At 55.5% G+C, this 20,484-nt stretch carries 13 protein-coding genes and 2 pseudogenes; 7 read left to right on the forward strand and 8 right to left on the reverse strand.

Annotated elements, in window-relative coordinates; translation table 11 throughout:
• Positions 1-42 precede the first annotated feature (42 nt).
• The 4 genes from FBY10_RS11480 to FBY10_RS11495 form a co-directional block, all read right to left on the reverse strand.
• Entirely contained in the window at positions 43-711 is a 669-nt protein-coding gene (locus FBY10_RS11480; RefSeq protein WP_131698264.1) for a GntR family transcriptional regulator, read from the reverse strand.
• Between the two features lie 254 nt (positions 712-965).
• Positions 966-1,403 carry a hypothetical protein gene (locus tag FBY10_RS11485; protein WP_131698265.1) on the reverse strand — a complete coding sequence of 146 codons (438 nt, stop codon included), beginning with the start codon at positions 1,401-1,403 and terminating at the stop codon, positions 966-968.
• A gap of 57 nt (positions 1,404-1,460) precedes the next feature.
• Positions 1,461-2,744, reverse strand: a complete 1,284-nt coding sequence (locus FBY10_RS11490) for an ATP-binding protein (RefSeq protein WP_145336260.1) — start codon at positions 2,742-2,744, stop codon at positions 1,461-1,463.
• Positions 2,741-3,424, reverse strand: a complete 684-nt coding sequence (locus FBY10_RS11495) for a response regulator transcription factor (RefSeq protein WP_131698267.1) — start codon at positions 3,422-3,424, stop codon at positions 2,741-2,743. The genes FBY10_RS11490 and FBY10_RS11495 overlap by 4 nt, the downstream gene beginning before the upstream one ends.
• 196 nt (positions 3,425-3,620) lie before the next feature.
• Between FBY10_RS11495 and bamA the strand changes: the two genes are divergently transcribed.
• Together bamA and FBY10_RS11505 are read left to right on the forward strand one after the other, a co-directional pair.
• Positions 3,621-5,987, forward strand: a complete 2,367-nt coding sequence (gene bamA, locus FBY10_RS11500; protein ID WP_145336263.1) for an outer membrane protein assembly factor BamA — start codon at positions 3,621-3,623, stop codon at positions 5,985-5,987.
• A 164-nt stretch (positions 5,988-6,151) separates the two neighbouring features.
• On the forward strand, positions 6,152-7,009 hold the full coding sequence (locus FBY10_RS11505; protein WP_145336265.1) for a lipopolysaccharide biosynthesis protein: 858 nt from the start codon (positions 6,152-6,154) through the stop codon (positions 7,007-7,009).
• Between the two features lie 385 nt (positions 7,010-7,394).
• Here FBY10_RS11505 and FBY10_RS11510 read toward each other — a convergent pair.
• Positions 7,395-7,505 (reverse strand): annotated as a pseudogene (locus FBY10_RS11510) (hypothetical protein); the annotation flags it as partial.
• Between the two features lie 894 nt (positions 7,506-8,399).
• Here FBY10_RS11510 and FBY10_RS11520 point away from each other — a divergent pair.
• The 5 genes and pseudogenes from FBY10_RS11520 to FBY10_RS11540 all read left to right on the forward strand — a co-directional run bounded on the left by FBY10_RS11520 (position 8,400) and on the right by FBY10_RS11540 (position 16,904).
• Complete coding sequence (locus FBY10_RS11520; RefSeq protein WP_145336269.1) at positions 8,400-9,956, forward strand: methyl-accepting chemotaxis protein; 1,557 nt, start codon at positions 8,400-8,402, stop codon at positions 9,954-9,956.
• Between the two features lie 421 nt (positions 9,957-10,377).
• A pseudogene (locus FBY10_RS11525) lies at positions 10,378-10,659 on the forward strand (Arm DNA-binding domain-containing protein); the annotation flags it as partial.
• A gap of 311 nt (positions 10,660-10,970) precedes the next feature.
• Positions 10,971-13,394, forward strand: a complete 2,424-nt coding sequence (locus tag FBY10_RS11530; RefSeq protein ID WP_145336271.1) for a TerB N-terminal domain-containing protein — start codon at positions 10,971-10,973, stop codon at positions 13,392-13,394.
• Positions 13,391-14,686 carry an ATP-binding protein gene (locus FBY10_RS11535; protein WP_069557042.1) on the forward strand — a complete coding sequence of 432 codons (1,296 nt, stop codon included), beginning with the start codon at positions 13,391-13,393 and terminating at the stop codon, positions 14,684-14,686. Before FBY10_RS11530 ends, FBY10_RS11535 begins: the two co-directional genes overlap by 4 nt.
• Complete coding sequence (locus tag FBY10_RS11540) at positions 14,661-16,904, forward strand: DEAD/DEAH box helicase (RefSeq protein WP_145336273.1); 2,244 nt, start codon at positions 14,661-14,663, stop codon at positions 16,902-16,904. The genes FBY10_RS11535 and FBY10_RS11540 overlap by 26 nt, the downstream gene beginning before the upstream one ends.
• A 172-nt stretch (positions 16,905-17,076) precedes the next feature.
• Here the strand turns inward: FBY10_RS11540 and FBY10_RS11545 are convergent, their stop codons facing one another.
• Genes FBY10_RS11545 through FBY10_RS11555 form a run of 3 tightly spaced genes read right to left on the reverse strand, consistent with a single transcriptional unit; the run spans position 17,077 to position 20,480 of the window.
• Complete coding sequence (locus FBY10_RS11545; protein ID WP_078803462.1) at positions 17,077-18,126, reverse strand: hypothetical protein; 1,050 nt, start codon at positions 18,124-18,126, stop codon at positions 17,077-17,079.
• Positions 18,126-19,670, reverse strand: a complete 1,545-nt coding sequence (locus FBY10_RS11550) for a hypothetical protein (protein WP_145336275.1) — start codon at positions 19,668-19,670, stop codon at positions 18,126-18,128. Before FBY10_RS11550 ends, FBY10_RS11545 begins: the two co-directional genes overlap by 1 nt.
• Positions 19,671-20,480, reverse strand: coding sequence for a hypothetical protein (locus FBY10_RS11555; RefSeq protein ID WP_078803464.1), 810 nt, complete (start codon positions 20,478-20,480; stop codon positions 19,671-19,673).
• Positions 20,481-20,484 lie beyond the last annotated feature (4 nt).

The raw sequence follows: 20,484 nt of genomic DNA on the forward strand, positions 1-20,484 counted from the left end.
ATAACGGGGCAGGGCTCAACGTCAAAACACAGCGGGTGTTTCTTATTGTTCGGTTTGCAGGAACTGGATCAGTGCCGGCACGGTGCCTTCGATGTGTTCGCGTACCACTGCTTCGGCACGGGCGGCGTCACCGGCACGAATCGCGTCGAGGATCACCGCGTGTTCCTGGCGGGCGCTGAGGGGTTTTTCACCGTGCTGCAGCCACAGGCGCATGGGTGCCTCGACCAGGGAGTACAACGCCGAAATCTGTTTCATCAGGCGCGGGCGGCCGCTGAGGCTGCATAGGTATTCATGGAACGCGCGATGGCGGCTGACCCAGGCGCCGCTCTCATCGCGGTAGTCGTCCATCGCGTCGAGCATGCGCTCCAGGGCCGCGAGTTGACGCTCACCGATACGGCCGACGGCCACGCGCACCGCCAGGCCTTCGAGGGCGCTGCGCATCTCGAACACTTCGTGCAGCTCATCGATATCCAAACCGCTGACGATCGCGCCACGGTTGGGTCGCAGGGTCACCAGGCCCTGGGCGTCCAGGCGGCGGAAAGCTTCACGCACCGGCATGCGGCTCATGCCGATCTCGCTGGCGATGTCTTCGGCGATCAGCCGGTCACCCTTGCGGTAGCGACCGCTGCAAATGGCATCAAGCAGAAAGTTGTAGGCCTCCTCCTCGGCAGTGAGGGGCTGGCGGTCAACGTAAGCGGAAGCGAATTGCATCGGCAGCACCTTTTGAATTTTTGTATCCAATTATCCACGAATACAAAAAGCAGGATACGTGCCAACGGCTTCGGAGAGGAGCCAAGTGATTGATTCAGATCGGATAGAAGGGAAAAAGCTGGCGCTGGCGTTGAAAAGTCGCGTGGGAATTTGCTACCCAATGGCGCAGAAGACGCCCCATTGGTGGGCGGAAGTACCCAGCGGGACGTGGGCGAGATGCTTTTGCTTGAGGCGAATGCAGCCCACCGTTGGCGTTATGGCTCGGCCGAATAGATGACGGTTTGCGCGCTGTTTTCGGCAACCGCTCGGCGGGTGAAATAGGTGTCGCCTTCGTCGGTGAGGATCTCGTAGTCGGCCTTACGGGCCGGGCTGGCGTGTTTGATGATTTTCAGCACGCGCTGGAACTTCACGCTTTGCGTGCCGTTCTGGTTAGGCCCGGTGAGCACATTGACGCTTTGAAACCAGCCGGCGTGCTGCTTGTTACTCACCAACGTGTGGGTCATCGCCTCGAAACGTTCCAACCGCGTGAAGCCCCACAGGGTCTGTTCCTCGACCGTGGCGCCCGGCGTAGCGGCGCCGGTAAACACAAACAGATTGATCGCCGGGCTGTCTTCGCAAAAGAAGTCGTAAGGGACCAGGCCGTCGACCATTTTCCTACCGGGCACAAAGCCCTTTTTATGCACCTGAAACATCGCCACCTCCACTCAATCAAGGGTGACAAGTCTAATGAGGCGCGACGTACAGAGCGGTCAAGCCAATGTAATGTCGTGTAAAGATCGCGCACTGTGCAGGGTGATCTCCACCGTCAGCCCACCGCCCGGCTCGTTGCGCGCGAGGATGTTGCCACCGTGCATTTGCACGGCCCTCGCAGCAATGGCCAGCCCCAGGCCAAACCCCACGCTGGCGTCGCCCACTCCACGCTCGAACGGCTGGAAAATGCTGCGCAGCCGGTCATTGTGGACGCCCGGTCCTTGGTCGGTGATCTGCACCGTGAGGCGGTTCGCGTCAGGGTTGACCTGCGCCGACACGCCCACGGTGGTGTCCGGCCGGGTGTAGCGCACGGCATTGCGGATCACGTTCTCGAAGCAGCGGTACAACAACTCACCGCTGACGCAGGCGATAAACGGCGGGCACGCCTGCAGGTGCACGCGACAGCCTTTGATGCCCGCTTCGAACTGGGCATCGTCGACGATCATCGCCAGCAATTCGACGATATCCACGGGCTCGCGCTCAATACTTTCCGGGCGGCCCTGCAGGCGCGCCAGGGTCAGCAACGCTTCGATCAGGGTGTCCATGCGCTCGGATTCACGCTCGATGCGTTCGAGCATTTCCAGGCGAGCGGCGTCCTGGCGCAACAGGCCGATGGCCGCCTGCATGCGCGTCAGCGGGGAACGCAGTTCATGGGAGATGTCGTGCAGCAGCTGTTGCTGGGCCTCCACCAGCACCTTCAACTGGTTGGCCATGCGGTCGCAGTCTTCCGCCAGGTCGACGATTTCGTCGCGACGCTTGCCCATGGCGGGCTTGACCCGGGTTTCGAAGCGTCCCTGGGCCGCATCGCCCATGGCGCGCTTCAGGTAAGCCAGGGGCCAGGCCAGGTAATAGGCCATGTAGCCGCTGAACAGCGCACTCATCAACGTGCCGATGATCAGCGGGATCTGGTGCCAGGGCCGGTCGGGCGGGTTACCGGGTGCGTGGGTCGACCTGATCGAAAGCGCCAGGCCTTCCTTGCTGACGACCGCTCGCTCATAGACCGGCTGCGCCACGGGCCCACCTATCAGCAATTGACCTGCACTGTTGTAGACGCCGATGGCCTCATCCGCCGGGCGCTCCCACACCGCCAGGAGCTGGCCGCCCGCCTCGACACCGAATTGTTGCAGCAGCTTGTCTTCGGCCGCCAACATGGCTTCAACATGCGGGTCATTCGGCTGGAAACGGCCCAGTTCAAGCACGCCGACGCCCACCAGGAAGGTCAAGGTGGTCGCCAGCCAGAAGGCCAGGAACAGTTTCCAGAACAGCAGGCTGGGCCGGGTCATTCGGCAATCAACAAGTAGCCGAGGCCACGTACGCTCTGGATCCAGGCCTTGGTGTCCGGGCGCGGCCCGAGTTTTTGCCGGATGCTGCTGATATGCACGTCAATGCGTCGGTCGTAGCGGGTCAGCGGGCAACCGAGGGCATTGAGTGAGAGGTCCTTTTTACTCACCACCTGGCCGGCGCTGCGGGCCAGCTCTTCCAGCAGGCTGAACTCGGTGCTGGTCACGCCCAGCTCGAGGCCGTTCCACAGCGCCTGGCGCTTGCCGGGCCACAACACCAGCGCGCCGGTCGTGATCACTTCGGTGGTCGGCTGGCCCATCGGCTGCACCCTGCGCATGATGGCGCGCAGGCGCGCGACCAGTTCACCGGGGGAGCTGGGCTTGGGCACGTAATCATCGGCGCCGAGTTCCAGGCCGGTGATGCGGTCGATGTTGTCGCCACGGGCGGTGAGCAGCACTACCGGCACCTGGCTGACGACGCGGATGCGCCGGAGCACCTCGATGCCCGAGCGCTGGGGCAGCATGACATCCAGCACCACAATGTTGTAGCGCCCCGACAGCGCCTCCACCTCGCCCTCCTCCCCCGTGTGCACAGCCGTGGCCTCAAAGCCTTCGCGCGCGAGGTATTGGCTCAGCATGTCAGTCAGTTCCTGGTCGTCGTCGACCAACAGTACGCGGATCATCTCGGGCTCGTCAGTGAGGGGTTGCGCATTATCGGCCCGGCATCGGTATCCCAGGCCAAACTTTACCTAACTTGACATTCGGTTAACCGCACCAAACGCCCCTCGCTCGTATGCTGGATGTTCACCAGTCTGGCCGCGCGGCGAGTTGTCCATGCGTGCCGGCGCTGCTTGTCGATGTGCTCTGGAAAAGATCTTGATGAATTTTTCGCGCCTGCTCTGCTCGGTTGCGCTGCTGCTCAATGCCTCACTGGCACTCGCCCAAGGCTTCAAAATCTCGGATATTCGAATCAACGGCCTGCAACGGGTCTCTGCGGGCAGCGTGTTCGGGGCGTTACCCCTGAACGTCGGCGACGAAGCGGATGACCGGCGCCTGGTGGACTCGACCCGCGCGCTGTTCAAGACCGGTTACTTCCAGGACATCCAACTGAGCCGCGAAGGCGATGTGTTGATCATCAATGTAGTCGAGCGTCCTTCGATTGCCAGTATCGAGTTCGAGGGCAACAAGGCGATTGCCACCGATGACCTGATGAAAGGCATGAAGCAATCGGGCCTTGCCGAGGGCGAAATTTTCCAGCGCGCCACCCTGGAAGGGATACGCAACGAGTTGCAGCGCCAGTACGTTGCCCAGGGCCGATACTCGGCGTCGGTCGACGCGCAGGTGGTGGCTCAGCCGCGTAACCGTGTGGGCTTGAAAATCAAGATCGATGAAGGTGAAGTGGCGTCGATCCAGCACATCAACGTGGTGGGCAACACGGTGTTCCCCGACGATGCCCTGATCGACCAGTTCACCCTCAAGACCAGCAACTGGCTGTCGTTTTTCAAGAACGACGACAAATACGCACGGGAGAAGCTGTCGGGGGACCTTGAACGCTTGCGTTCCTATTACCTGGACCGTGGCTATATCAACATGGATATCACCTCGACCCAGGTCTCGATGACGCCGGACAAAAAGCACGTCTACATCACCGTGAACATCCAGGAAGGCCAGAAATACACGGTGCGCGAGGTGAAGCTCAGTGGTGAGCTGAAAGTCCCGCAGGACCAGGTCCAGTCCTTGCTGCTGGTGCAGAAGGGCCAGGTGTTCTCACGCAAACTGATGACCACCACCTCGGAGCTGATTACCCGCCGCCTGGGCAATGAAGGCTACACGTTCGCCAACGTCAACGGCGTGCCGCAGGCCCACGATGAAGACCACACGGTTGACGTCACGTTCTCCGTCGACCCCGGCAAGCGGGCCTACGTCAATCGCATCAATTTCCGCGGCAATACCAAGACCGACGACAAGGTGCTGCGGCGGGAAATGCGCCAGATGGAAGGTGGCTGGGCGTCGACCTATCTGATCGACCAGTCCAAGGTGCGCCTGGAGCGCCTGGGGTTCTTCAAGGATGTGAACGTCGAGACACCTGCGGTGGCGGGCATCGACGACCAGCTGGATGTGAACTACGCCGTGGAAGAACAGGCGTCCGGTTCGATTACCGCCAGTGTCGGCTTTGCCCAGAGTTCGGGGCTGATCCTCGGCGGCTCGATCACCCAGAACAACTTCCTCGGCACCGGCAACTACGCCAGCCTGGGACTGACCCGCTCGTCCTACCAGAGCAAGTACAACATCGGTTTCACCGATCCCTACTTCACCACCGACGGGGTGAGCCTGGGTTACAACGCGTTCTACAGCAAGACCGACTACAACAAGTACTACGATGACGGGGTGTCCTATTACGCCATCAATAGTTTTGGCTTGGGCGCCAACCTCGGTTACCCGATCAATGAAACCTCGCGCTTAAACTTTGGCCTGACCGTACAACACGACAGCATCGAACCGGGCACCTACAGCGCCGACGAGATCTACGACTTTATCGAGCGCGAAGGCAAGGAGTTCACCAACTTCAAGGCCACCCTTGGCTGGTCGGAGTCGACCTTGAACAAAGGCGTGCTGGCGACTCGCGGGCATTCGCAAAACCTCAACCTGATGGTGACGGTGCCCGGCAGCGACCTGAGTTTCTACAAAATCGACTACACGGGGCAGACGTTCCTGCCTGTCAGCAACAACACATCACTGCGCTTTCACACCAAGCTCGGCTACGGCAGCGGCTATGGTTCCACAGACGGGCTGCCCTTCTATGAAACCTACACCGCCGGCGGCGAAGGCACGGTGCGCGGCTTTGAAAGCGGCACTCTCGGCCCGCGCAACACCCCGGCTACCGGTGCCTACGCCAGTGCCGGGCAGGCGTACTACTCGGATCGGGACACCGAGTCGCTGGGCGGCAATATCCTGATTACCGGCGGCGCGGAATACCTGTTCCCGGTGCCCTTCATCAAAGACAACAAATCCGTGCGCACCTCATTGTTCTGGGACGTGGGGACGGTGTATTCGGACAAGTGCTACCTCAGCACGACACAGGGCTGCGGCAGCGTGGACCTGGGCCAGATGGCCAGTTCGGTGGGGGTTGGAGTGACCTGGTACAGCCCGCTGGGACCGCTGAGTGTGAATTTGGCCTATCCGATTCGCACGCCGGAGAACGCGGACAAACAAGTGTTTCAGTTCTCCATGGGGCAGACGTTCTGAAGGTTGTTGCGTGTTGATGCGTTTCCCCTTCTGGGAAAGGCCCTACACAGATACCGAACGTCTGGTGAAGCCACGGTTAGGTATTCTTTTTTATAAAGGAACTCTGCTGTCGAGCCCTGGTCGGCTGATGTATGTATTTTCCTTTCACTACGCGGATAGATCGGATGAAACAGACGCCCTTCGTCGAGGCCAAGCCTGTTGCCGACAAAAAGCTGGCTGTGTTTGCACCCGTGTCAGCGCCGTGGCGTTCAAGCGTACCCTCACTGACCCTGCACGATTTTGCTGCCTGTCGGAATGCCGAGTCAGGTGCGGTTTTTATTATTGCTTCCGGCCCGTCAGCCAAATCATTTCCCCTCGAAAAATTTGCACACGTCCCCATGATTACCATGAATGGGGCGATTTCGATGTTTATGAATACCGACATCAAACCGAGTTTTTACGCCTGCACGGACAGAAGCTTTTCCACACAACAGCCGGATTTATTCAACTACGCCATGGCGGTCAGCCAAAGGGTCGCGCTATGGGAAGACCATGCGCGATCATCCCGCGTTCCTCCAACCGGGGAGTTCTACCCGTTATCCAAGGCGACAAAACCGTCGTGGCTCGATGTGGCGCTCGGGAGACAAAAAGAGTTGGTAACCGATCACTCCTTGATCACCTTTCGGAAACGGCCGATCGGGTTCAGCAAGGACATGAGCCAGGGCTTTTTTGATGCTCGAACCGTGGCCTACCTGGCGATACAACTGGCATTTCACGTCGGGTTCTCCAAGGTTTTTCTGGTTGGAGTCGACCTGAACGAAAACTCGGGAAGGTTTTACGAAACGAAAGACTCCATAAACTCTCCCTGCGGGCTCGACCAGCACTATGACACCCGCATACTTCCGTCGTTTGAGTTGATGTCCAAGAAAGTCATGGGGGATGACTTCATGGTTTACAACTTATCCGATATTTCGAAAATTCCGGACAGCGTCATTGCGCGTGTAACCGTTGCGCAAGTGGAAGCGATGCTCCAAAAGCCATGAAGCAAGGGAGGTTGATGATTAGGAGCTGCCTTGAGTGTCGCCGGAATAGAACTCGACATTGCCACAGTCAATTATCCACGGTTGACGCGAGCCCTTAGCGACTGGCGCCCTTTCACATACCTTTCACAGTCGAGCGTCTAGGGTTAACCCAGCTCCTGGTGAACATCCCTTTAAGCCCGCACTCCCCATCGCGGGCTTTTCTTTGCCTGGGATTTAATCGTGTAAAACCAAGTCAATGCCGGGCCTCCAAATGACATTTGTATGACGGCGACGCCCTTGATGACGTACTGACGTTTCATCGGTCAAACAGGCTCCTTTCAAAGCGCCTCGGCCCAGCCGCGCAGCACGAACTTCTGGATCTTGCCCGTCGAGGTTTCCGGCAACGGGTGGCTTCGGGATTCTTCAGGTAGCCCTTCATTACTGTGTTGCCGCGCATGAGGATTTCACCAACGCTGACCCCGTCGCAAGGCACCGGTTCCGGGGTCTGCTCATCGGCGGCAGCCTGTGGTTTGATACTGCACTGGAAAAATGCCGCTGCCGTTGATCTAACTTATAGCTAAGACCGTACTAACGCAGCGGCACGTTATTGAATGCAGATTTAATTAAGACTCAACTTATCGGCTGAACCGAATCATCTATTTAATCCGTGAAATACACTACAACTCGTGAGCGACATTATAAGCAGGGTGAATACCCGCACAAAAAAGCTATGAACCTTACTGTTTCACCGCGTTAGCCATTAGTCGAATACTGCCTCCCGCGAGCAGGGCCTTATAGTGCGGAGCCTAATCCCCCCCTATTGAAATAGTTTTGAGTATTTTTAATGTCCCTCAAGTCCCCCACACCGAATGCACTTGCGATTAATGAGGAGCTATTGCATTTAATACAAGCAACCGCTAAAGCCCAAACGGCCTGGATGACAACCGTCAACCATTTGGAAGCAGCCTGTGATGACGTCTGGCTCGCGCGCATGTGGGAAGTCGAGAACCTGGAAAACCAATACAGGGCCTGCCAGGACCATTTGTTTTCCTACCTAAAAAAAACCATAAACCTTTAAATACCTGGTGACGGCCTCCTGTCTTTCGATAGTTAGCCGCAAACATTCTGGCCAGCCAGAACTCGGTCCTTCTGGATATTCGACTAAAGCACAAGACAACATTATGGCTCTCAGAAAACCAACTTAGTTTACTAACCACCATCCCCGCCAACGCCTGAAAAACATAAGGCTGTATCCTTTCAGTAACACTACAGCCCATGAACACCACTTGGCTATATTTTTTCACACAAGGTCCAAGTTGAGGTGTGGAACATGCTGAAAATTAAAGCACTGGAGGTCTTGGTCGACACTCAGGGGATCAATAATCAACCTGCGTTATTTTCGGGAGTCTGTATGTTTGGCTGGATCAGCAATATCCGAGTCAGTGCTAAATTAAGTTGGGGGTTCGGCCTGGTGCTGGGGCTTGCGCTCTTGCTGGCCGCGACCGGCTGGTACGCCGTTGTGACACTGACCGAGCGCGGGCTTAAGGTTGAAAAAATTGCGCAGATCAGCAACTACACCAAAGACTTGCGAATCATCCGTTTGCGCATCGGTACCAACGCTCCAGCGGATGCCTATCAACCCTTGCAACAAACCCTGGATCAACTTGCAGCCCATCTGCACAGTATCCGGGAACTGTTTATCGAGCCGATGGATGAAGACCTGATCCAGCAGCAGGAAGATGCGGTCAACGAGTACGGAAAACGCCTGCACGACCTGTCCACGCCTGACATTGACCAGGCGGCGCTATTTAAACGGATGGGGCAGTTGGGTGACCTGTTACTCGACACCACGCAAACCCTCATTCAATCGCAAAATACCAAACGCGATGCCGATGCCGCCTCTGCCAAGACGCTGCTGGGACTCGTCGCGGCCCTGGCACTATTGCTGGGTGCACTCGCCGCCTGGGTCATCACCCGCCAAATCGTGAACCCACTGCAACACACGCTCCAGGCAGTGAACCGCATTGCCCAGGGTGATTTGACCGAGCCTGTAAAGGTCGACCGGCGTGACGAGTTGGGCCAACTGCAATCAGGCCTTGCGCAGATGATGCACAACCTTCATGAGCTGATTGACGGTATTCGCTCCGGTGTTATCCAGGTGGCCAGCGCGGCCGAGCAGTTGTCGGCAGTCACCGAGCACACGAATTCCGGCATCAGCAATCAAAAAGCCGAAACGGATCATGTGGCCACCGCGATGAACGAGATGACCACCACTGTTCACAACGTCGCACGCAATGCTGAAGAAGCCTCTGCGGCCGCGTCCAGCGCGGATCAACAAGCCTGCGAGGGGGAGGAAATCGTGGGTGAGGCGATTGCGCAGATCCAACGCCTGGCGGCAGAACTCAACCAGTCGGCCGAAGCGGTGCGCCATCTCCAGGAACAAAGCGACAAGATCGGCGGCGTACTGGATGTAATCAAAGCCGTCGCCCAGCAAACCAACCTGCTGGCGCTGAACGCGGCCATCGAAGCGGCCCGCGCCGGAGAGGCTGGCCGTGGCTTCGCAGTGGTGGCAGACGAAGTCCGCAGCCTCGCACTGCGTACCCAGCGCTCCACTGAAGAAATTGAAAGCCTGGTCGCCGGGGTACAGAGCGGCACCCACGCCGTCGCCTCAGGCATGGAAAGCAGCCGGGTACTGAGCGAAAGCAGCGTGGAATGCACCCATCGGGCGGTCAATGCGCTGGAGAACATCACGGGCAAGGTCTCAATCATTCAGTCAATGAATCAGCAGATTGCCACGGCAGCGGAACAGCAAAGCGCCGTCACCGAGGAGATCAATCGCAGCGTGATCAACGTTCGCAACATCTCCGACCAGACGGCCAACACCTGCGAAGAAACCGCAGCGTCGAGTAACGAGCTGGCGCGCTTGGGGCATGAATTGGAGCGGTTGGTGGAGCGGTTTAAGGTTTAAGGGGCGCAAGGGCGGCTGCCGGTTTACGGTAGCCGTTCGCCCATTAGCTTCAAGAATAGTCTCCAACGGGCAACCCCATAAATCCTTCTAACTGGTTAGCTCAGTCGGAACCGGCTAACAATTGCACTAAGATCTGTAGCTTTCGCGGGTTTTGCGCAGGCACAAAAAAGCCGATCTATCTGATCGGCTTAAGAGTCTGATTTTACTCAGGAATAATGGTCGGGACGGAGTGATTCGAACACTCGACCCCTAGCACCCCATCTCCTTTTTCATACTTCTTGAAAGCTTCCAAAATTTTACTCTGGATTTTTCTAAGCTAGTATTTACTTGAGCTCCAGCGGTGTTCTGCTCTACGAGAGTCCAGTAACGTCCATCAAGAGCCGACGTTTTTGTGGGGGTAAAAGTAGGGGGAGTCCGTTTCATGGCCAAAATCACCATCAAAGAACTCGAGTCGCTGACTCCCAACGATGCCGGCCGAATCCTCCGGGAGGATGGCAATCTGGCCGGTCGGATGTTCGTCCGTAAGGATGGTGTGTCAGTCAGCTTTTTCTATCGTTATCGGTGGGGCGACCAAAATAAAGAGCACTCCCCGCGGGTCTTGGCCGCGCAAATCCCTGACGGGCATCCGCAAGGACCGCAACAGGCCCGCGCACTCATTGATGAGCAGATCAATCCCAACGAGCAAAAGAAAACCGCCAAGGCATAGGCGCACGCCGTGGCTAGTCGAGTAGAGATGGCCAACGCAACAATCTTAGCTTGGGCGAACGGGGCTAGCATCTTCAACTAGTGAGCTTCCACTTCTAGCCGATAGCTGCCCACAATGAATCGCAGCGATCAGCAATGGAGCGGGATGATCTGCGCGCTTCCTGCTGAAAAGCTACTTTTGATGATTGTAGCTATTCGTGCGCCAGCAAAATTTTCCGATCAATAGCGTTCCTCAGCCCATGGTTCTCGTAGGGCAATTATCGGATACTGCCATTGCGCCAGCACCCACTTTCAAGGTTGAAACGACTCATGGCAAGGAAGAAGGCAAAAAACTCCACAAGTAACGGCATTCTGATCATTTTCGCTCTGGCCTTCGGCGCAGTCGTATCGATCCCGAAAAGTGCTTGGATCGCCATTGGTGTCATTGCTTGCATTGCCACGGTTTTTTGGCTGCTGGTTCGTCGCTCAAGGCGGCATGCCGAGCAATTGTCAGTGGCCATTCCGAAGACGGAACATCTGCGAGAGCATCAACGATCAGGCCTCACTTTCTCTATGCGTGAGGTTTCAGAAAGCCGTGTGGACACTGAGGAAGCCACTGATTTTTACACTGTCCAACTCGGCTCAGCACCTTCAAAGTCCTTCAAAATTCCAAATGCGAGCGCGCAAAAACCTGATGTTCGCTGGGTGCCAGCAGGTGAATCTGTCACCGTTTCAGGTTTTACAATTCCCGGTGGCATGTTCTATATGGGCAGTGTGCTAGGTGGCCGGCACGATGCCGAAGAACCCTCACTGATAAACCCCAAGCTCCGTATCGCAAAGACACACGTCGATCTAGAAGAACGGCTGATGTCCTATTGGCCCAGTTTTCACTCCATCACGTCAGAGGCTCGCCGTGGATACCTTCAATGGCTGGAGAGTGGTCGTCGTTACCCACTGGGAGACACCGGCTACGTCTTTTTGTATTTCTATGGTCTAGAACGTCGAGCACTCGTTGACGCAGTGAGTGACCCGGGCGTCAAGGCTGAGCTTCCTTTGATCGTCGAAGAAGTCCAGCGCCTATTGAGTATCTACGGGGAAAATAGGTCGTTCAGGGGATATGCGGAAGGTTTCCTGGATTACCTGAGCAACACCAAGATCGATCCAGACCTTTACCTTGGCCCACCTCCCAACGTTGTCGCTTATAGCTACGAGATGCCACTGCCACTGCGCGTAGGTCTGGGGCAATTCGCCTCCAACAAGCGCCCCCTTGATGCCGATTGGGCATTAGCCTGGGCGCTAGCTGACCCCAACATCAGCAAACGCACGCCCGTGACCCGCTGTAAGGATGTTTTTTCGAGACTGTTCAAGCTTAAGTACACAAGCGCCCATCCTAAGGGTCTTATCCTGGCGCAGAACAAGACCAAGCTTAAAACCAGCTATCGGCCGGCCTCCGCGGTCTTAATGGCGCCCACACTTAGCTTGGGTGACCTTCCCGATATCCTGGCCACGTCAGGCACACGAAAAAACCTGCAGTTGCTGGTTGAGTTATGCACTACCGAGCTTGAACCCTACAGCCGATATTTGGGCCGCAACCCTGATAGCGCAGAAGCTCTCGAAGGTCTTTTGCAGCTTCCCGTCGCTCTCTGGCCGACGGCTGCCCGTACAGAATTGGACGAGCTTCAATTCAGAATTGGCGACGACCTAATTGTCATGAGCTTTGGCGAACTCGCAGGCCGGTTCAAGAGCGCCGGCGCTCTGTCCCGCGACAAAGTACTTGCACTTGCCCGCGCACTGGAATCGCTTCACATCGGTATTGAACCCGACGTACTGGCTGGCAGTAAGACACCGAAGGCAGAGGATCAAATCGCGCTGTTCGTGACTCAACCAGAAGACGGGTCACTGCGAGCTTCCGCAGCCTACAATGCTGCTTCGGTGACGCTCGACCTTGCTAGTGCTGTGGCTTCTGCCGATGGTGATACCTCCACTGAGGAAGTTACGCTGCTTGCTCAACACATCGACTCCTGGAATCACCTGAGTGTGGCCCATCGCAAACGCCTTAAAGCACACCTGAGAATCCAGATCCAGCAACCACCAACGCTGGCCAGCCTGAAGAAAAAACTCGACCCACTAACGGTCGAAGCCAAACGCACGATTGCAAGCTTCCTGGCCCATCTGGCGCAAGCTGATGGCATCGTCAGCCCATTGGAAGTGAAACTTCTTGAGCGCGTTTACAAGGCCCTGCAGTTGGACAGTCAGTTGCTGTACAGCGATCTCCACGGTGCTGCATCTGGAGCAAGTATTGCCTTCGTAAAACCAAAAGCCGGCATTCCTCATTCCGAGCCTGGTACCCCGATCACCGCCACTGCAGATCAAGGGTTCGTGCTTGATCACGAGCGCATTGCAGAACTGCAACGAGAAACCGCAGAGGTCTCCGCCCTCCTTGCCAAAGTCTTCACTGATGACCAGGTTGACGAACCGGAACAGTTGGTCGATGTGGCAGAATCAGTACAAGAATCGAGTGCAGACATTGATGGTCTCGATTTAGAACACTCTGCATTCCTTCGGTTGCTGATCTCACGCCCTGAGTGGAGCCGCTCCGAACTTGAAGCTGCCGCCAGCGACATGGAGCTGATGCTCGATGGTGCCCTGGAACAAATTAACGACATGGCTTTTGAACGTTTCGACATGCCCGTCACTGAGGGTGATGACCCTGTCGAGATCAATACAGACATTCTGGAAGAGTTAGCCCTATGAGCACTATCAGAGCCAAGGATCGCGATGCGGTAATCCAGTCGCTACGCGCAGGCGTCGTTCCTCGCGTGGGCCAACACCTGATTCAGGTTGGCCGGGTAGGCGAACTAGATGCACTGATTAAGGACGTCAATCGCCTGGTTGAAAGTGGATCGGCATTTCGAGTCGTCATTGGCGAGTACGGTGCGGGCAAGACGTTCTTTCTGAACCTGGTACGAGCCATTGCCATGGAGCGCAAGCTTGTCACCATGCATGCCGACTTGAACCCAGATCGCAGATTACATGCCACGGGTGGACAAGCACGTTCGCTTTACTCCGAGTTGGCTAAAAACATGTCGACTCGTACGAAGCCCGACGGAGGGGCTATGCAAGGCATTGTTGAGAAATTCATCTCTCAGGCCAAAACCGAAGCCAAGGCGGCGGGTACGGACAGCGAGACTGTTATTCGTGCTCACTTGGCCGAGCTGACCGAGATGGTCAACGGGTATGATTTTGCGGAGGTGATTGCCGCCTATTGCCGAGGTTTCGAAGAAGGCAACGAGCAGCTCAAGGCCGACGCCATCCGTTGGTTGCGTGGAGAGTTCACCACTAAGACTGATGCCCGAGCAGCCTTGGGTGTACGAACCATCATTGATGATGCCTCCGTCTACGATCAGCTCAAGCTCCTGTCGAGATTCGTCAGACTTGCAGGTTTTGGCGGTCTGATGATCTGCCTCGACGAACTGGTCAACCTCTACAAACTGGCCAATACCCAAGCTCGTAATGCCAATTACGAACAGATCCTCCGTATTCTCAACGACTCTCTGCAGGGATCGTCCGAAGGGCTTGGTTTCGTTTTAGGTGGCACTCCTGAGTTTTTGATGGACACTCGTCGGGGGCTATTCAGCTACCCAGCCCTGCAATCTCGATTGGCCGAGAACTCGTTTGCAAAATCAGGATTGGTGGATCTGTCGGGGCCGGTCATTCGCCTGACCAGCCTGACCCCGGAAGACTTCTACGTGCTGCTTCAGAAACTTCGTCACGTATACGCTGGCGGGGATGTCGAAAAATACTTACTACCTGACGAAGCGCTCCCCTTGTTCATGGCGCATTGTAATCAGCGCCTGGGAGAAGCTTACTTCCGCACGCCACGTACCACGATCACAGCGTTCATCAACCTGCTCGCCATCTTGGAGCAAAACCCGGGCGCCGATTGGCGAATGCTGCTTGGAGCCGTCGAGGTCGCCAGGGACTCAGGCGGCGAAGACGATACCAAAGTCGATGCGGACGATGAACTTGCCACCTTCACACTCTGAGTCATCGGGTTTCGATCAACTTGAGTCCCGAATCCAGAGATGGGTTTGGGCGGAAGGCTGGACTTCCTTGCGCGACGCCCAGGAATGGGCGGTACCTGTTCTGGTGGATGCCGATCAGGATGTCATCATCGCCGCAGCAACAGCGGCAGGCAAAACCGAGGCTGCTTTTCTTCCCATACTCACCAATTTGCTGAATCGTGATGATCCCCCCGGTTCGGTGCTGTATATCAGCCCGCTCAAGGCCCTGATCAACGACCAGTGGGACAGGTTAAGCCGTCTTTGTGAGCAGCTTGAGATTCCCGTAGTGGCTTGGCACGGGGACATCTCCTCAAGCAAAAAACATCGCTTTTTGAAGTCCCCTGAGGGAGTGCTTCTGATCACTCCTGAATCCCTTGAAGCCCTGTTCGTCAACCGCGGTTCAAGTCTTGGCGGGGTGTTCCAGCACCTGCGTTATATCGTCGTGGATGAGCTGCATGCGTTCATCGGTAGCGAACGAGGCAAGCAACTTCAGTCGCTAATGCATCGGGTAGAACTTGTTGCCGGCCACCGTCTCCCTAGAGTCGGGCTCTCAGCCACCCTCGGCGATATGAAGATGGCGTCGGAGTTTTTGCGCCCGGGAAATGCCGATGGCGTTACCGTCATTGAATCAAAAAGCTCCAACCAGACTCTCCAGGTGCAAGTTCGTGGTTACATTCAGCCACCCATGAGCGAGTTCAAGAAGAAGCCCGTAAAGCTCTCTGACCAGGCGGAAAATGAAGACGAGACAGAGAACGAGGCAAGCCCAGACTTCGTGATCGCTGATCATCTTTACAAGGTGTTACGCGGCAGTAACAACCTGATTTTCCCAAACAGCCGGTCTCAGGTTGAATGGTACGCAGATCAACTGCGACAGCGCTGCGAGAAAGACGGCGTGCCTAACGAATTCTGGCCTCATCACGGTAGCCTTTCGAAGGACTTACGTGAGCAAGCAGAACATGCTCTCAAGGCAGGGACTCATGCAGCATCCGCGATTTGCACCACGACGCTTGAGCTCGGCATAGACATCGGCAGCATCAAAACAGTCGTGCAGATTGGTGCCCCACCATCGGTGGCGAGTCTGCGACAACGTCTAGGGCGATCGGGAAGGCGCCCAGGAGAAAAAGCAACGCTGCGCGTTTACTGTAAGGAATCGCCACTCAAAGATGGATCGAGTCTCTCGGATCAACTGCGCCAAGGCTTGGTTCAAACCATTGCCATGGTTCGACTGCTGGCCAAGGGGTGGTTTGAACCTCCCAGGGCTCAAGGCATTCACGCGTCCACCCTCGTTCAACAATGTCTTTCAGTGATTGCCCAGTGCGGCGGTGCATCTGCTGCAGATCTCTGGAAAAGTTTGATTGCTGAGGGAGCATTTCCAAAAGTTGAGAAACCAGACTTTGTGAAGTTGCTCAAGGCGCTCGGCGAGCACGAGCTCATTGTTCAGGACAGCTCAGGGTTGCTTCTTCCTGGGACGGTCGGAGAGCGATTGATCAACCACTATGAGTTCTACAGCGCATTCACCAGCGACGAAGAATTTCGCCTTGTATGCGATGGTAGGGCACTGGGATCTGTGCCGGTAAGCCGTCCACTGACCAAGGATCAGCGCATTATTTTCGGAGGCCGGAGGTGGCAGGTTCGTGATGTTGATCTCCAGGCCAAAGTCATCATCGTTTCAGCAGCACGCGGTGGTGCCCCTCCTCGGTTCGATGGTCTGGGCGCGATGGTGCATGACAACGTACGCCAAGAAATGCGAGCCGTCTTGGCAGACACAATCCCCTGCCCCTTTATTGATCAAGGGGCTCAAGAGCTTCTCGACGAGGCTCGAAAGACATTTGTTTCGCTGGGACTTGGTAAGCGCTACATAGTTGAGTCGGGCGGTAAGTGTTATCTGATGAGCTGGCTAGGTGATCATGCCAACGATGCACTGCGCTTGTTACTCAATCATGTCGGCCTTTCTTGTGATAACGCAGGCCTTACCATTGAGGTTGACGCCGACATCGGTCGAACCCAAATGGCACTGAAGGAAGTCGGAAGCCTGGATGCTGCTGATCTAGACTCGATACTTTCGGAGGTGGAAAACATGCTGCGCGAAAAGTGGGATTGGGCACTGCCGCAATCCTTGCTGATGAAGTCGTTTGCTTCCATATCGCTCGATATCTCGACCGCAATTCTTTTTGCACAGAGTCATTCTCTGGAAAAATAAGTGGAAGAAACCGCACTGCATTGCGCCGACGCGACTACGCGCGAACACGCTGACGTCCCGCCACTAGGCTGGTGATGAGTGATCATTACCAGCCTAGCCTTGCGTAATTCTGAGCCTGTTAACACGGTTCAGAAACCACATGTTGTAGTGGTCAACTAATCCCGGACAAGACCTAACGTCGAACTTCAACCTTGTAGAACAAATTTTCTATCATCAGGCGGCGCCGATCGGACATCACTGCCCCTTGAATTTGACTCGCCAGTCGCACATAGAATTTACACTCTCGTTGATTGGCTAAATCAGAGATGGGGCGTGCCGCCTGAAGAAAGTCCTCATACGTGCGAGTGGTGTTTGCCATCAGAGCGGAGAAATTCGGGAGCGCTTCAGCATCTGCCTGTCGTGTTGGCGGCCAGGCCGGTTCAAAGTTCAGTGAGTCCTCCTTCAAGTACACCGTGAGGAACATTTCTGCTTTGCCGGCTTCGTTCGCCCAGCAAGGCGGCAGATCGCCTCCCTTGCCCTTGTTCAGCTTGTTTTGTAGAAACTGAACCTGCCCTTTCAGGTCACTGTTGGTTTTCTGCAACGTCGTCGGATTTACACCTTGTTTCTCGGCTTGGGCATAAGCTTCAGCGTTCTTCACAATGTCTGAAATTTGCTCCGAAGTCGGAACGCCTTCTTGCCCTAACGCGGTCTTCAACAATTGCTCAGTTGCCTTGAGAGCACCTATGCGTTTGATGATGTCCGTGGGCTGAGCGTCCTTTTCCTGGTCGGGATCGACCACCAGCTTTTTGAGCTGGTCATAGGACATCATTGTTTCAAGGATAAGGCGCTTGGCATCTTCACCCTTGTTTTTGCTACCAGCCTCCTGCAAAGCCTTATCGATAGCGGCTAGCGCAGTAAGCTGTTCATCTTTCTGAGTCAGTAGCACCTTGAGACGACCAGCTTCTTCTTTTGCCTTAGAGGCATCGACGAGCTTCGAAATGATCTCGTCCGGATTTTTCACCTTAAGAGAAACCATTCGCGCCTTGAGCTCATCACTCGCAAGCTTGATAGCCTGTTCACGCTCATCGATATTTTGATAGGCGGCAATTTTGTTCGCCATCTCCGTATTCTTATGCGTGAGCTGCCAAACTTTGTACCCCATCAGCAAAAGCAGAATGAAACACAAAATGATCCAGATTTCGGTAAGCGACAGCTGAAACACCTGATCATTTTTAGAACTCATCAGGCAGTTCTCACATCCGACGCAGGCACATGGTCGAGGGCCAGCGTCGCGTTGGCAATTGACTCGAGTGATGATCCGAAAGCTTCTTCGCTGGCCGCTGATAAACGTGTTTCAGGATTGCTGATGAGATCAATCTTGCCCATCAGCTCATCCAGCAATCTGGCATTCGCCGCCTCGATGCCGCGGTTGCTCGATTCAACGCTGGCAGCCAGCGCCTTATGCACATCACTGTTGGCCACGACGGCCTCTACCAACGGCAGCAGCGCCGAGCGTAAATTTTCTGCGAGGGCCTCGTTACTTTTAACGGCGCAATCGCTGACGGCATTCAGTGCGCCGGATACTTCCTGGGTCAAACGCTCCACCGTAGTGTCGTCTTTGGCTACGGTGCGCAGTTCTTCAAGCTTCTCGACAATTTTCGTGAATACCTGTTGGTTAGCTTTCATGTCCTCCATGAAATCTTCTCGCTGATCCTCCAACGAGTCCAGGTAGTCCTTTTGAATACGCTCCACTCGATCCATGACGTCACTGCCCTGTGACTTCATCGATTCTGCCAAGCGTTCCTGGCTTTCTACGATCGAACCTACCGCAGCGACAGCCTGGCCTATCGTTTCAGTTTTGGTGTTCAAACTGCGAATCGCGGTGCCTACCATCCGAGCGGCAGCCTTGACATCCAACGCCAATGTCGAAACCCCTTCGTTCAGGGTGTCAGTGGTTCCGGATAGCGTATCAATAGCGGGGTTAAGTTTTTGAGCGAACAGGTTATCCGGGAACAGAGTCTGATCGAGCCGTTCCTGTGCTTTTTTACCGAAGTCGAGTGCATGCGATTCCATGCGATCGAGTGTCTGCGAGCTCTTCTCAGAAAGCCCGTTGATGGTGGTCAGTAGATCCGTACTGGCGTCATTGGCTTGTTTAAGGATGCGTTCGAAAGCTTCGTTGCTTTGACGGGTAGCGCTGGCGAAAAACGCATCCATAGCATTGGTGCTGTGCTGAGAGATCGTGGTGATTTGCTCATGAACGCTCTGCACTGCTTCCTTGGAAGCAGCCATAACTTGATCCCGGAACACTTCAAGCTGCTGGCTGGCGGCGTCAAAAGCCATGGTCAGGTTTTCAGCCGACTGAACAGCACGCTCCTCAACGCTCCTGACCGCGTCGTTTGTATCAACTTTGAAGCCCGTATGTAGCACCCTGGCTAGCATACCTATGGCTGTGCTCACCATCGCGGCGCCAAACCGAACAGCCATTCCATTGAGATTTTCACCAATGGAATTAATGTCGAGAAGACAGATGATGATGCTGCCAACGGTGAACAAGAACCCGAGGTAGTACACCGAGTCCGCAAATTTCGCGAGGGTAAGCTGGACGTTCCATTTCTCCCGTACGCGGTAACCGACAAACCAATAGCAACACATCACGAGCAGTGGAAGCACAAAGCCGAGCCAGAAGGGCTCATTGAGTAGGAGACTGGTGACGGCCAAAGTAGCCTTGAGTATCACCGCCGCAATGAAATAGGTCTGAACCCGGCGTACATGCTTGTTGAAGTCCAATTACAGCCCCTCCATTGCAGTAATTCCCTCAACTGAAGCCCCGTTGGCCTCGAAATATTGAGCCCAGAAATTGCCCAGCTCGTTGGTTTGTGGCGTTTTCTCTTCGTTTGCCAGCAAATTGATGGTCACGGTGGCTCCGTTTAAGCCTGGTGCTTGGGCATTGCGACCATAAGGAGACTTGGCAAACTCCGCATAATTGTGTCGTTTACTTTTGTACATCGAGAAATCAGGCATGTTCGCCAACATGTCCGAGTAAATGACGAGCTTACGATCACCTTTCACATTCGCATGATCGAACCCGTTGATGCCTACCAGTTGGAGCATCTGAAAAATAGGTGACAGCTTGCTGTGTTCGTCGAGAGGGATATGGCGCACAACGGCATCGAGTGGTTTCGCAAATTTTTCATTGAAATCCCTATCGACAAACTTCTTGGTCGCCGTGAGTTGACTGCGATCGCCCCACTGACCAGGGTTGCAGCGTTCGAAGATAGGCTTTTCGTTTTGCTCAAATTTTTCCCCGAGCAAAAACACCGAAAGCAGGTGCCCTTCAGGCACCTCGTTCACCACCATTGTCTTGAGCCGCTGGGACAAAGCAGCCTTTTGGGTGAACGGGAACGGCGAGGTGTTATCAATTAACACGACATATTGGCCTTTAGGGCCGTTACTGGGGCAAAGAGTCTCCTTGTCCAAGGTTTTGTGGTTCATTTTGTAATAACCAATCCCGCCGAGCACCAAGGCGACTGCAACGCCAAGCACGCCGCCCCAAACCCATTTCCCAGTGTTACTTTCACGCTTGGCATAAACCGACATCACA

It is taken from the genome of Pseudomonas sp. SJZ103 (assembly GCF_007828335.1).
Classification (GTDB): domain Bacteria; phylum Pseudomonadota; class Gammaproteobacteria; order Pseudomonadales; family Pseudomonadaceae; genus Aquipseudomonas.

Coding starts and splice junctions, on each gene's coding strand:
- FBY10_RS11480 (WP_131698264.1), bottom strand. CDS start 711: ATGCAATTCGCTTCCGCTTACGTTGACCGCCAGCCCCTCACTGCCGAG.
- FBY10_RS11485 (WP_131698265.1), bottom strand. CDS start 1,403: ATGTTTCAGGTGCATAAAAAGGGCTTTGTGCCCGGTAGGAAAATGGTC.
- FBY10_RS11490 (WP_145336260.1), bottom strand. CDS start 2,744: ATGACCCGGCCCAGCCTGCTGTTCTGGAAACTGTTCCTGGCCTTCTGG.
- FBY10_RS11495 (WP_131698267.1), bottom strand. CDS start 3,424: ATGATCCGCGTACTGTTGGTCGACGACGACCAGGAACTGACTGACATG.
- bamA (WP_145336263.1), top strand. CDS start 3,621: ATGAATTTTTCGCGCCTGCTCTGCTCGGTTGCGCTGCTGCTCAATGCC.
- FBY10_RS11505 (WP_145336265.1), top strand. CDS start 6,152: ATGAAACAGACGCCCTTCGTCGAGGCCAAGCCTGTTGCCGACAAAAAG.
- FBY10_RS11520 (WP_145336269.1), top strand. CDS start 8,400: ATGTTTGGCTGGATCAGCAATATCCGAGTCAGTGCTAAATTAAGTTGG.
- FBY10_RS11530 (WP_145336271.1), top strand. CDS start 10,971: ATGGCAAGGAAGAAGGCAAAAAACTCCACAAGTAACGGCATTCTGATC.
- FBY10_RS11535 (WP_069557042.1), top strand. CDS start 13,391: ATGAGCACTATCAGAGCCAAGGATCGCGATGCGGTAATCCAGTCGCTA.
- FBY10_RS11540 (WP_145336273.1), top strand. CDS start 14,661: ATGAACTTGCCACCTTCACACTCTGAGTCATCGGGTTTCGATCAACTT.
- FBY10_RS11545 (WP_078803462.1), bottom strand. CDS start 18,126: ATGAGTTCTAAAAATGATCAGGTGTTTCAGCTGTCGCTTACCGAAATC.
- FBY10_RS11555 (WP_078803464.1), bottom strand. CDS start 20,480: ATGTCGGTTTATGCCAAGCGTGAAAGTAACACTGGGAAATGGGTTTGG.